10 protein-coding genes are annotated in these 13,181 nt (G+C 42.7%); 1 reads left to right on the top strand and 9 read right to left on the bottom strand.

Annotated features, from left to right (window positions below; all coding sequences use genetic code 11):
• Positions 1 to 122 precede the first annotated feature (122 nt).
• The 4 genes from DWW33_RS10560 to DWW33_RS10575 all read right to left on the bottom strand — a co-directional run bounded on the left by DWW33_RS10560 (position 123) and on the right by DWW33_RS10575 (position 5,305).
• Positions 123 to 1,775, bottom strand: coding sequence for a galactose/methyl galactoside ABC transporter permease MglC (locus DWW33_RS10560; RefSeq protein WP_118173430.1), 1,653 nt, complete (start codon positions 1,773 to 1,775; stop codon positions 123 to 125).
• Between the two features lie 19 nt (positions 1,776 to 1,794).
• Entirely contained in the window at positions 1,795 to 3,303 is a 1,509-nt protein-coding gene (locus tag DWW33_RS10565) for a sugar ABC transporter ATP-binding protein (RefSeq protein WP_117698237.1), read from the bottom strand.
• Positions 3,304 to 3,391: 88 nt separating this feature from the next.
• Positions 3,392 to 4,669 carry a substrate-binding domain-containing protein gene (locus DWW33_RS10570; protein WP_118639471.1) on the bottom strand — a complete coding sequence of 426 codons (1,278 nt, stop codon included), beginning with the start codon at positions 4,667 to 4,669 and terminating at the stop codon, positions 3,392 to 3,394.
• A 168-nt stretch (positions 4,670 to 4,837) separates the two neighbouring features.
• Positions 4,838 to 5,305 (bottom strand): hypothetical protein, encoded by a 468-nt coding sequence (locus tag DWW33_RS10575; RefSeq protein WP_117841544.1) that lies wholly within the window; start codon positions 5,303 to 5,305, stop codon positions 4,838 to 4,840.
• 197 nt (positions 5,306 to 5,502) lie between these two features.
• Between DWW33_RS10575 and DWW33_RS10580 the strand changes: the two genes are divergently transcribed.
• Positions 5,503 to 5,817, top strand: a complete 315-nt coding sequence (locus DWW33_RS10580) for a helix-turn-helix domain-containing protein (RefSeq protein ID WP_158577479.1) — start codon at positions 5,503 to 5,505, stop codon at positions 5,815 to 5,817.
• Positions 5,818 to 5,847: 30 nt separating this feature from the next.
• On the opposite strand, the gene gtfA is transcribed toward DWW33_RS10580, so the two are convergent.
• Genes gtfA through DWW33_RS10605 form a run of 5 tightly spaced genes read right to left on the bottom strand, consistent with a single transcriptional unit; the run spans position 5,848 to position 13,157 of the window.
• Complete coding sequence (gene gtfA / locus DWW33_RS10585) at positions 5,848 to 7,326, bottom strand: sucrose phosphorylase (RefSeq protein WP_118639473.1); 1,479 nt, start codon at positions 7,324 to 7,326, stop codon at positions 5,848 to 5,850.
• Complete coding sequence (locus DWW33_RS10590; protein WP_118639474.1) at positions 7,316 to 10,123, bottom strand: alpha-galactosidase; 2,808 nt, start codon at positions 10,121 to 10,123, stop codon at positions 7,316 to 7,318. The genes gtfA and DWW33_RS10590 overlap by 11 nt, the downstream gene beginning before the upstream one ends.
• Positions 10,124 to 10,144: 21 nt before the next feature.
• Complete coding sequence (locus DWW33_RS10595) at positions 10,145 to 10,984, bottom strand: carbohydrate ABC transporter permease (protein ID WP_442969663.1); 840 nt, start codon at positions 10,982 to 10,984, stop codon at positions 10,145 to 10,147.
• The gene (locus tag DWW33_RS10600) at positions 10,984 to 11,859 is read right to left on the bottom strand and encodes a carbohydrate ABC transporter permease (protein ID WP_118639475.1); all 876 of its coding nucleotides are present in this window, start codon (positions 11,857 to 11,859) and stop codon (positions 10,984 to 10,986) included. The genes DWW33_RS10595 and DWW33_RS10600 overlap by 1 nt, the downstream gene beginning before the upstream one ends.
• Positions 11,856 to 13,157: an ABC transporter substrate-binding protein gene (locus DWW33_RS10605; protein ID WP_118639476.1), complete on the bottom strand. Its 1,302-nt coding sequence runs from the start codon at positions 13,155 to 13,157 to the stop codon at positions 11,856 to 11,858. The genes DWW33_RS10600 and DWW33_RS10605 overlap by 4 nt, the downstream gene beginning before the upstream one ends.
• Positions 13,158 to 13,181 lie beyond the last annotated feature (24 nt).

A 13,181-nucleotide genomic window follows, 5' to 3' on the forward strand; every position in this document is an offset into this window, starting at 1 on the left:
TTATTATATCAGACAAATGTCTTTTTCTGAATACCTGATATTGTTTAGGCCGTCCATTCATCTCTGGCGATGAGCGGGCGGCCTATGGTGATTATATATGAATGATTCTGATTACGAATTACTTATTTTTTCTGTACATATTTCAGACAGTCAAGTGTTACTGCTGCCAAAATGATGATTCCTTCGAAAATAAACTGAAGATTTGTATCAATACCCAGAATGGTAAGGGAATATGTAAGGGATGTAAAGATAAGTACACCAGTTACAACTCCGGAAATCTTACCAATACCACCGGTAAAGGATACACCACCAACTACGCAGGCTGCAATAGCATCCATATCCCATCCTTGTCCATATGCTGCACTACCGGAACCAACCATTCTGTTACATTCCAGCCAGGAACCAAATCCATACAGGATACCTGCCAGAATAAATGCTCCTAATGTTACTTTAAATACTGATATACCGGAAACTGCTGCTGCTTCAGGATTTCCACCAACCGCATACAGATTCTTACCAAATGTTGTTTTATTCCAGATGAACCATACTACGATAACTGCAACAACAGCCCAAAGGATAATTGTCGGGAATTTTCCAATCTGCGGAATAAACATAGCCGGGATTGCAGAATCAATAGCTCCGAAGGAAACACCTTTTGTTGCATATGTTACAAGTCCGAAAATAATCAGCATGTTTGCCATGGTTGAAATAAACGGATGCATCTTGAACTTCGCCATAAAGAAGCCTGCCAGCATAGAAAATGCTGTTGTAAGTACAATACAGACTGCCAATGCAAGAATTGCTCTTGCAGCAACCGGGATACCGGTAAAGTCAAAGATATGGCCAAATACACCACCTGTATTAATTCCGTTATGCATGATGATGGTTGCTGTTACCATACCCATACCAACCATACGTCCAACAGAAAGGTCAGTACCTGTTAAAAGAATCAGTCCTGCAACACCTAATGCCAAGAACATTCTTGGTGAAGCCTGCTGCAGAATATTTAAGATGTTTGTCGTTGTCAGCAACTGTGTATTCTTTACAACCGGTGTAATAATACATAAAGCAATGAAGATTAAAATAATGACAATATACAATCCATTTTTATAAAGGAACTGTGTGGTATTAAAGGTATATTTGTAATTTTCAAATTTCTGTGCTCTCTTCTGTGCAAATGTATATCTTGACATACGGAGTAAGTCAATCAGATGATACTTATGTGCATATGCATCATGCTTTCTGTCCTTAATCTCCTGAAGTCTGGACTCATGTGCCATCTGGGCATCAAATAATTTATTCTTATAAACATACTTCTCGTCTTTTTTCTCATCTGCATCGCTGAGTCTGCTCATATTCTGCTCATGCTCTGCTTTGATGGAAGCACATATCTTTTTGTATTCTGCATTTTCAGCTTCTTTCTCAGCTTTGCAGCTATCAGCAACTTTCTGATAGTAATCATTTTTATAATGTTTTGCAAGATAACCTTCTGCATCTGCGATAAGTTTTGATACTTTGTCTTTATTCGAAGACTCTACCGCTTTTGCCTGTTCTAAGGCTTCCTTGTCCTTTGCAATCATTCTGCTCTTTTCTTCTTTTGTTAAATTCTTATTTTCCTTTACGATTGCAATGTGATTTTTTAAGCTGCGCACCTTATCTGAACCATCCTTACGAAGTTCATCAATCTGTGCCTGTATTTTTCCTACATATTCATCAATCGGCTTCAAAAGCTCTGCCTCTGCAGCGGATGAAAGAATAATACTACTGTCTGCCATATCCAATGCTCCTTCCTGATTATAAATATTTCGCACTGAGTCTTAATAACTCTTCCTGACTTGTTTCCTTAGTATTAACAATTCCGGCAAGATGTCCATTTGACATAACACCAATCCGGTTTGTGATTCCAAGGATTTCCGGCATCTCAGAGGATACAACAATGATTGTTTTTCCCTGTTTTGCCATATTGATAATTAATTCATATATTTCGTATTTGGCACCTACATCAATTCCTCTTGTAGGATCGTCCATCATAAATATATTTGGTGAGCGCTCCAGCCATTTACCAAATATTGCCTTCTGCTGATTTCCTCCGGACAAACTGGAAATCATATCATCTGGTCCCATACATTTTGTATGCATGACTTTAATTTCTTCTGCCGTCGCACGAACCATATCATCATTGGAAAGTGCGAATCCATTTTTATAATGATTCATATTGGCGATTGTAGTATTAAATGTAATATCTGCTTTCAGGAAAAGTCCATTTGCTTTTCGTTCTTCTGTAATTAAAGCAAATCCATGATCCATTGCATCTTTCGGGGATGTAAAATTCATTACTTTTCCATTATAAATTACATTTCCTGCCGCTCTGGTACGCATACCAAAAATAGTTTCCAATAGTTCCGTACGACCGGCTCCAACCAGACCATACAGTCCAAAAATTTCTCCTTCTTTAATATCAAAAGAAATATTCTGTAATTTTGGTGCATACTTAGTTGAAAGATTCTGTATAGAAAGAACCGTTTCACCAGGCTGGTTATCTACCGGTGGAAAACGGTTATCCAAAGAACGGCCAACCATTGCAGAAATCAGTTCATTCATATTGGTATCTTTACTTGCCTTTGTCATAACAAGGCTGCCATCCCGAAGAACTGATATTTCATCACAAATTTCAAAAATTTCATCCATTTTATGTGAAATATAAATCAATGAAATTCCCTGTTCTTTTAACTGCCGCATCATCTTGAAAAGTTTTGCAACCTCCGGTGCTGTCAGTGATGAAGTCGGCTCGTCTAATACGATTACTTTGGAATGATAAGAAATTGCTTTTGCAATTTCACACATCTGGCGCTGTGATACAGACATTTTTTTCATTGGCTGTGTCAGATTAACAGTAATACCAAGTTTACGGAATAAATCGGAAGTTTCCTTTCTCATTCTTCCTTCGTCAATCATTCCCAATGAATTCTTCGGATAGCGTCCTAAGAACATATTGTCAATGACACTGCGCTCCAGACACTGGTTTAATTCCTGATGAACCATTGCGACACCATTTTCAAGTGCATCCTTTGGGCCAGAAAAATTAACTTCTTTTCCATCTAATATTATTGTTCCTTCGTCCTTTTGATAAGTTCCGAAGAGACATTTCATCATTGTCGATTTACCGGCACCATTTTCACCCATAAGTCCCATGATTGTTCCAGGTCTGACATTCAGATTGATATGATTCAGAACCTTATTTCTTCCGAACGATTTGCTCATGCCGTTAATCGATAAGACATATTTATTCTTATCCTCTGCCATAATTCTACTTCCTTTTCTTTGAAAAGAAGGACACCATTTTTATCTGATGCCCTTCTGTATCTATGCTGTTTTCTTCCAGGCAATAACCTTATTTTGAAAGAAGTGATGTATAAGATGATGCATTGTCTGTTTTAACCATGTTGATTGCAAATGCATCATACTCACCCGGGTTGCCAAGACGGTTTGTAATGTTAGACTCTGTCTGTCCATCACCACCGATATAATCTACTTCAAGATTCAAAAGTTTGTCATAGTTCTGAAGAAGTGGCTGATAGGTTGAGCTAAGGAAGTTATCGGAAGCATTGTAAATATCAAGCCATACCTTCTTGCTTGGGCTCTTGCTTTCATCCAGCTGATTGGATACTTTGTCATAAACCTTGGTTGAGTCTGTGAAATCCTGATAATTATCAGCTGTAACAGCTATATTTAATGCATAGTAGGATCTTTCTTCTTCACTATATCTGTAATCTTCTCCTTCTGTTAAGCAGTTTCCTGCATCATCCGGAGTACCGATACCGGTATCAATGTCTACTCCATCTAATGCATTACGAAGCACTCTTAATGTCAGGTAAGCCTGAACATCTGCATGCTGTGAAATTGTTCCGCCATATCCCTCTGCGATAGCTGCAACAGCATCACTGTTTGCATCGTATCCAAAGGTTGGTACTTTGTTATCTTTTGCCCATGCATTAAACATTGACATTCCCATACCATCATTATTAGAAACAACTACATCAATCTGGTCACCAAAAGATGCGGTCCATGTTCCGATTGCATTTCCTGCTGTAGCTGCATCCCATGTTGCACCAGCAGAGTTCTTCATCTCCTGTGAAGCAAGTTCACGAATTGTATAAGTCTTTCCATCTACATCCAGTGTTGCATCCTGAACAACTTTTGCAGAACCGTCTACGTTTGTACCAGCCGGTGTTGAATCAATTGCTCCATTTGCATCTACTCCGGTTCCAAGTGCAGAACGGACACCACGGGTACGTGCAATAGAATCGTTATGTCCGATGTCTCCGATTGCAAGTACATAACCAATTACTCCGTCTCCGTTACGGTCAATGGTCGCTGCATTTTCTTTGATATAGTCAAGAACCATCTGTCCCTGCAGTTCAGCACCCTGATTTGCATCGAATCCTACATAATAGGTATCTTTGTTGTAATTTAATGCATCCATGTCAAGTTCTCCTGTGGAGCTGTTGGATGGCTGACGGTTAAACCAGCAAAGTGGTTTATCCTTGTTTGCTACGCTGCTGGTGCTTCCTGAGTCACCAGAGCCGCTTCCTCCGGAAGAGCTACATCCAACCATGGATAATGCAAGTGTTGCTGCCACCAATACAGTTAATAATTTTTTCCTTCTCATTCTTTTTTCCTCCTGGTTTGCAATTTGTTGATTTTGGTTTCTCCGAACCTGTCTCATCGACTAAATTCATTATAATCACAAACCGATCTGGAAAGAATAGAATTTTTTTGGATGAAATATCAAAATATTTTGATAATCTGTAATTTTTATATGTATTTTGACGAACAACTATGCAGCTGCACCATCATTCTGTTGGCATGTATGCAGGAATGCCTCTGCCAGCTGCTGGTTCTGCTGTGCCTGTTTTCTGATATGATTAACCACGAAAAAAGGCAGGAAAAATAAGGAAAGGAAACCTAAACACAATGCGATGGCACCGACTAATAAATCAATCGGAAAATACGGGACTACAAACCAGCCAAATTTTGCAATGTTCCATGCCCATTTTGCCGTTATTCCAAAACCACCCACTTTGCTGTAACAAACACAGCCCATAACAAATCCTATCATAATAAAAATCGGATGGAATGCCAGCATCATTCTGATACCTCCACAGACCGTTCCAGCAATTGCCAGTCCCCAGATTTTCTGAATCTCATATAACTGTGTCTCCGCTTCCCGTTTTACCTGCATTGCATAACCATAATCGTTACCAAATTCCACTTCTTCATAAAGATTTCTTTTTTCTTTTGCCATAATATTTTCCTCTTTTCTCCGATGTTCCACCGGTTTTTATTATTGTTTTCACTTATATGACGGAATAATATTATGGCAGGTTTTATTTTTTAAAAATTTTTTTGACAAGTCCTTATTGCTTTCTTCCGATTACCTGCTTCCCACACTTCCTTTGTACTATGCACACAAGGCTTACCATACCGGAACGGCTGAAAGATTTGAGAGTCGCAGAAAAAAGAATGTCATTGCAGGAATTGTCTGATGCTACCGGCATCCCAAGTTCCACACCCGGCAACTATGAGAAAGATGAAAATGTAGATATGTCACTTGGCAATCTACTGACGCTTGCAGACTTTTATCAAGTAAGCACCGATTATCTTCTTTGCCGAACCGAACTACGTGAACATACAAATAAGTCAGTATCCCATCTGCATCTCAATGATGATGCAGTTCAAATACTGACTGATGAAAAATATAATCCACGGTTATTATCAGAATTACTCTCTCATGAAAGCTTCCATTATAAAGTTTAGGTTTCATGTACAATCGACAGCCCAACTTAACTATCTGCTTTCTACTATTGTATATGTTCCTGATTCAAAATTTACATATAATGTTGCAAATGCACTATTATATTCCCAGCGGATTTCCAGAGACCTCTCCCCTCCGGAGATTGCTACCTCTGCGCCTTCTGAAAATGCCTTATGGGTATTTCGCATGCGGATTAACGCAAGCTGTTTTTGAACCACATCTTTTTTCAACCCTTCCGTGATCTGATCAGTGGAAAGATTTGTCCGGTTGATTTCCTTATGTCCGGATTCTCCCGCGCGCTGCACCGCTTCATGGTCATTTTTTCCGGCAAACAGATCCAGATACCAGATTTGCGGTTTGCCCGGCATAAACATCTGGATTGCCCGCGCCAGAAGCATTTTTTCATCTGACTCTCCCAATGCACTGTAGTACGTGGCATTTACCTGATAATACAGATTCTTTTGTCCATGTAAATTTTTGACCATGCCTCCGCGGGATACAATCCGGTCAATTAACGACTGGATCTCCTCTTCCGGAAGCAGCCCCTTTAAGTCCAGAAGCGGGATACCGTCGTGACAGCCGAGCATGTTGACCGTGGAGATCTTCTTTTCCACAATCTCCTTCGCCCATGCCGCAAGGTACGTTCCCCGCCGGTTCTCAATCGCATCAATGACCAGTCCCGGCAGGAAAAAGTCATAGGTTGCATAGCCTTTTTCTGCAAGTGTCTCATATATTTTTTCATCATACGCTGCGTGGATCTCCGGCAAAAGCGTAAGTCCCAAAGGTTCTGCCAGCGCATGGATCTTCTGTAAAAGTTCCCACGTTTCCGGATCATTGAGGAAGTTTTTCTTTCCCGGTGTTTTCGGTGCATAAGCAAAGGCATCCAGCCGCACAATCGCCGCACCGTAAGAGGCTATTTTTTCCAGTGTTTCACGATAAAACTCCCACACTTTTGGTGACTGGATGTTTACATCCATCTGTCCGAGATACTGTCTGCCATGCACTTCCTGATAAAAGGTATTCCAGTACGGCACTTTTTTTCCATCCGGAAATTCCACCATCAGGATCGGCAGCCCGGGTTTGCGGAAAAACATCTGCTTCAGGCAGCTTTCATCCGGCTGGATATAGCCTTCCTTCGTCATGGTTCCATGCCCTTCCCAGAAATGGTTCCAATCGATGAAAAAATCGCGGTACGCAGAAGCCTCCCCTTTTTCCACAAGATCCCGAAACTGCGGGGACTGTGCGGAAGCATGGTTTAAAATAAAATCGAGTTTCAAATCAATTCCCATATCCTTTAACTGTTCAAGGTCTTTCCGGTTGGCAAGCTGCTCATTCAGGTCATAGTCAATCACGGAAAATCCCCGGTCGAGATCGGAATGGTACAGGCTCGGCAGAATGTAAAAAGAAGAAAATACATCCTGCAAAGCCTCAGTTTTCAGCAATGTTACGATATCTCCCAGATTTCCTCCAAGGCTGTCGGGATATGCATTGAGCATCGGTTTATGGTTCATAAACTCTTCCGTCCTTTCCCACGATTAATCCTGCATTTTTGCGCTGCACTTCAATTTTTTCCTGTTCCAGTTCTACCACGCGACAGATAAACGGGCTTGCGGCATTCTCATCGCGGTTTCTGCGGATGCGCCGCTCCCTGGTCTCCTCCGGGGAACTTTCCAGAAAGACGGGTAGATCCACACCATGTAAATCGTCACTGCCTCCGTGTGTCCACTCCAGAAGTAATACGGATATTCCGGAAAAATCGGTTTCTTCCGATGAAATCTCGCCATCTTCCCGTCCCATATGCCGCAATGTGATTGAATCTTTTCCCTCATGAAATGCCGCAAGCACTTCATTGATCCGGTCGAAGTCAATCTCTTTCTTTGTCCCGAGATATCCACGCAGTCCGTCTTCCCCGGCTTCTTTATACACACGCAGCCGTTCTTCATCGTTGCGTTTTGGAACCCGTCGTGGATAATCATCGCCCGAGAGCAGGTAACAGCCCCTGCCGTCATTTAAAAAATACTGCTGCAATGCCGTGGCAAGTGTTGTTTTTCCGGAACCGGAGCCACCGTAAATACTGATGACCATGCGATTTTTGGTATTCCTCTCACACCATTTCTGTACTTTTTCGTATAATGCTCCAGCCTCTTTCAGCTCTGTAAAAACAAACTGATACGCCTCATATTCTCTGGTAAACGGCGGAAGCGGAATTCCCGCATGCATCAGTGCTGCACCGGAATACTGTCTGCCGCTCTGTTCTTCCAGATACACGGCATCCGGTTTTAACCCACGCAGGCGGACATAAACGGCTGCCTGATTTGCCTCTGCCCTAAGACGCACTGCGCTGACTAATGCATGATCCTGTTCCTCTGACACCGTCATCCATGCCGCAATTTCATCCATAAACGGATCGGACAGCCGCCAGTAGGTTCCCTCGTTAATGAGCGTTTCATACTTCTTGTATGTTTTAATCTGCTCCCGGATCTGCTGTTTTTCCTCATCGGATAAAAGCGCCGGGTTTAATTCGTAACCGAAGGTTCCAGCCATCGCCGTCACCCCTCGGGTGTGGAAATTTGTTACCCGTCCGGTCTGGTGGTTCGGCACCGCTGAAACGTGCGCCCCCATTACGGAAACCGGATAGAAAAACGACGTTCCGTACTGGATCCTTGTGCGGTTGATTGCATCGGTATTGTCACTACACCAGATCTGTGGGGAATAATAAAGCATTCCTGCGTCAAATCTGCCACCGCCACCGCTGCATCCCTCAAGCAGAAGATCCGGATACCGGCTGCACAGGCGCTCCATAAAATCATAGACACCAAGCACGTAATCATAGGAAAGATTTCCGGCATAGACATCTGCCATACTGCGGTTCATATCCCACTTGACATAATCAATTTTTCCCTGATCCAGCACGGCACAAATCTGATCAAATACACAGTCGCGCACTTCTTTTCTGGAAAAATCAAGCAGTAACTGGTTTCTCGAGCGCACCGGCTTTTTCCCCGGAATCTGAATTGCCCAGTCTGGATGTGCCCGGTAAAGGTCGCTGTCTTCATTGACCATCTCCGGCTCAATCCAAATGCCAAATTTCACCCCCTGATTATGCACACGGGTAATAAGCTCTGCCAGGCTCCCCCCCAGTTTCTCTTCATTGACCTGCCAGTCCCCAAGGGAAGAATTATCATCGTTTCTTTTCCCAAACCAGCCGTCATCCATCACTACCATATCAATTCCAAGGGAAGCAGCTTCTTTTGCCAGATCCACGATCGTATCTCCCGTAAAATCGAAATATGCTGCCTCCCAGCTGTTAATCAGCACCGGGCGCTGCATATGGACATATTTGCTGCGGCACACATGGTTGCGGATGCAGTTATGATATTGCTGCGACAGTGCAGACAATCCGTCTGCCGAATAAGACAAAATGACTTCCGGTACCGTGAAGGTTTCTCCTTCCGCAAGCGGATAGGAAAACAGTTCTTCATTTAATCCGAGAAGCAGGCGCGTCTGGTTGAACTGATCTTTTTCTGCCTCACAGGAGAAATTTCCGCTGTATACAAACAGCATTCCATAGCAGCTGCCTGCGGTCTCTGTTGTTCCTTTTTCTGCCAAAATCACTGCCGGATTATACTGATGACTGGACGTTCCCCTGCGGCTGCCAAACGCAATGGTTCCATGCCCCAGCGGTGTACGCTCCAGATTGCGCTCCATGGCATGCTTTCCATAAAACCGCAGGACATCAAAATCTCCCTGTACAAAATCCAGACAGGCTGCCGCTGCCTTTTCGATCGTAATCTGCCCAGTTCCCGTATTTTTAATCTGGACGCTCCTTGTAATGACATCGTTTTCTTCCAAAACACCATACAGCAGACGAACTTCAACCTGTGCGTTTTCGTCTGCAAGGACAATTTCCAGTGTCTGTGCTTCCTCTTTGTCTGCCCAGACAGCCGGAAGTCCCTGTAACTGGTATTTGCCGCTTCGGATCTCATAACTTTTAAAAAGCAGATCTGCACTTTCCACTCCTTTTTCATTTTTGATATTCAGCGCAATATTGCGGTAATCCCCAGTTCCAATGGAAGGATACTCCTGTGGCAGCGCATCCAGCGAATAGGTGCGGTCCATGCCCGCTGCATAAGGATTTCCGGAAAATCCACGGTCTGCATAGGTTAAAACATAATCCATGGGGCTGTTTGTTTTATCTCCATAGTACAGATGCAGCAGATATCCCAGTGAATCGACCTGCATCTGATAAGTTGTATGCACCGTATGCAGGTTAAATATTTTTTTATTTGGATTGTATATAATTGCCATAGAAGTCACCTCGTTTTATTTTTATCCTTTGACTGCACCGTTTGCCACACCGTTTAAAATCTGTTTCTGACAAATCACATAGAAAATAAGGATTGGAATCAGTGCCATAATATAGGAAGCAAATGCCAGATTGTAATTGGTTCCAAACTGTGTCTGGAAATTAAGCTGTGCAAGCGGCAGCGTATTCTGTCCGGTTCCAGACATGATCACAAGCGGTGTCATAACATCATTCCACGTTCCAAGAGCTGTCAGGATTGCAACTGTTGCATGCATTGGCATCATCATTGGAAAGACCACTTTCCAGTAAGTAGTCCATGTGCTTGCTCCGTCAATATCTGCCGCCTCTTCCAGCGCTATCGGAATATTTTTTAAGTACCCACTGTAAAGAAGGACGTTCATTGGCATATAAAATACCAGATACAACAGAATGACACCCGCGCGGTTTCCAAGTCCCATATGCGCCGTCTGCTTTACCAGAGGCATCATTAAGATGGAAAACGGAACAAACATTCCGCTGACAATATACAGATAGATAAATCGGAAACTTTTTCTTCTTGCCATGCCGCGTCCGATCACGTAGCCTGCAATTGAGTGGATCAGGATTGCCAGTACGATTGTTACCAGTGTGATCAGTAAACTGTTTCCAAGAGAGTGCCAGAAATCGGTCACTTCCATTGCCTGACGGAAATTTTCAAAACTCCACTGTTTCGGGAAAGAAAGTGCACCCGCCACATCGTTTGTCATCTCACTCGGTTTCTTAAACGCAATGATCACTGCCATATACAGCGGGAAAAATACCGTAACCGTCCCCAAAATCAGAACAATCGTAAGTACCCAGTTTGTTTTCTGTTTTTCTTTCATCATAGCTGCTCCTCCTTCTTATTCATGACTGTCATCTGGAAAAGTGAAATCGCCACGATCACAATAAAGAAAATGACTGCATTTGCACTCTGGAATCCAAACTGTCCGCCATCCATACCATTTTTATAAATCAGGTAAGAGATGGATTCGGTGCTCTGTGCCGGACCTCCCTTGGTCAATGACATGATCTGGTCGAATACCATGAGGAAATTCTTTGTGCTCAGTACCAGATTGATCGTCACAAACGGCATCACCAGTGGAAATGTTACTTTCCAGAACTGCTTCCATTTACTGGCTCCGTCAAGCATGCTCGCCTCGTAGATTTCCTCCGGTACAGTCTGCAGACCGGAAATATAGATGATGGTATTCATGGCAACTGCCTGCCATACACCAACAATCAGCACACCAATCCATGCGTATTTTTCACTTGCAAGAATACTGTTCTGTAAAAATCCAATATGGAACACATTTCCCACAGTTGGAAGAATGTAAGTAAAAATAAAACTGAAAATATAGCCGATGACAAGTCCTCCTAAAATATTCGGTACAAAATAAATACCGCGCAGTGCACTTTTAAAACGGATTGCACTGTTTAATCCAACTGCCATGATCATGCTCAGCACATTTACCAGTACAGTTCCTGCCAGTGCATATTTAAACGTAAACAAATAGCTTTTTCCCACGCGGGAATCCGTAAACAGCTCTGCATAGTTCCGGAATCCGACATAATCGTACGTTCCGTATCCTTTATAATTGGTAAAGCTGTAAATCACACCTTTGATCATTGGAAGTGTATTGAATGCAAAAAATAAGATCACAACTGGTATGATAACCGCCCAGAATGTTTTGTCCCTGTTTGACATTTTCTTTTTCATTGTGCATCCTCCTGTTCTTTCTGATAATCCTGCACTTTCCGAATCAGATCCCGGTTATAGCGCTTCCAGTCGGAATCAAATTTTGTCAAAAACTTTTCCTGTGCATTGTCGCTTGTATCCAGCAGGAACGTCTGGATCATGGCATCCACACTCATCTCACTCGGATAATGGTGATCCTGATAATCTGCCATGCGGTTGTTTTCAATGTAAGGACGCATATCCTCGAGTGTTTCCGGAATTGCAAAATCCCCGTCTTTGCAGGCAATTCCGCCCTGATCATCCAGATAAATCTGAATGGTCTCATCGTCATACAGATATTTTAAAACTTCATATGCAGCCTCTTTATTTTTGCATGATTTCATTACGGAAAACTGCAGATCAATTCCTGAATTTAATACATTGTCTGATTCCTCATCATTTGCAGGAAATGTAAAAGAGCCGATATTCATATCCGGATTGACCGATTTGATCTGCGGGATCGCATAGCTTCCAATCGGATACATGGCAGCTTCCCCGCGGGCAAATGCTGTACATGCATCGTTATAACCATATGCATACGGATTTTTTTCTGCGTAATCCAAAAGCGCACGCATCTTTTCTGCTACCGGTCCATACGTATCGGAAAATGTGGTATTTCCCATATTTACCTGATTGCAGGTATCCGAATCGGTAAGTCCGACTGCCAGCGCATTCCACGGAGCCAGACAGGTCCAGGTATCTTTAAAGCCCAGATACAACGGAAGTGTTCCGCTCTGTTTTATTTCATCACACAGTGTGGTAAATTCCTGCCAGGTGGTCGGAACTTTCCAGCCATTTTCCTCAAACATATCTTTGTTATATAAAATTCCTGCCGCGTTTGCCGCATATGGAAGTGCATACGTGCCATCCTTTGGAATAAACTCCAGTTCCTTATCCATATCCAGATATGCCTGTTTTACGGTCTGGACTTCATCCAGATCGGAAATATCATCAAACAGATCTGCATCTAAAAAGTTGGAATAGTTGATGTCTCCTCCGATTGCGATGATATCCGGATAATCCTCCCGGATAAAACGTGTCTTTAAAATGGTCATTGCTTCGTTTGGAGATGAAATCGTCAGATGGATGTCATCATGTGTTTCATTGAACTGCTTTTCAATCTTTTCAAATGCCTTAACTGCTTCCGGTTTGTAGGAAACCACTTCGATTTCGGTTTTCCCGTCTGCCCTTTTTTCACTTCCGCATCCGGCAAGATCCGTCATACACATGCCAATTGCGAGCACCACCGCAACACTGCGGAAAATACTTCTTTTTGCCATATTCTTCTCTCCTTTTCTTAAATA

Origin of the sequence: Roseburia sp. AF15-21 (assembly GCF_003479505.1) — a bacterium.
Taxonomy (GTDB): domain Bacteria; phylum Bacillota; class Clostridia; order Lachnospirales; family Lachnospiraceae; genus Roseburia_C; species Roseburia_C amylophila.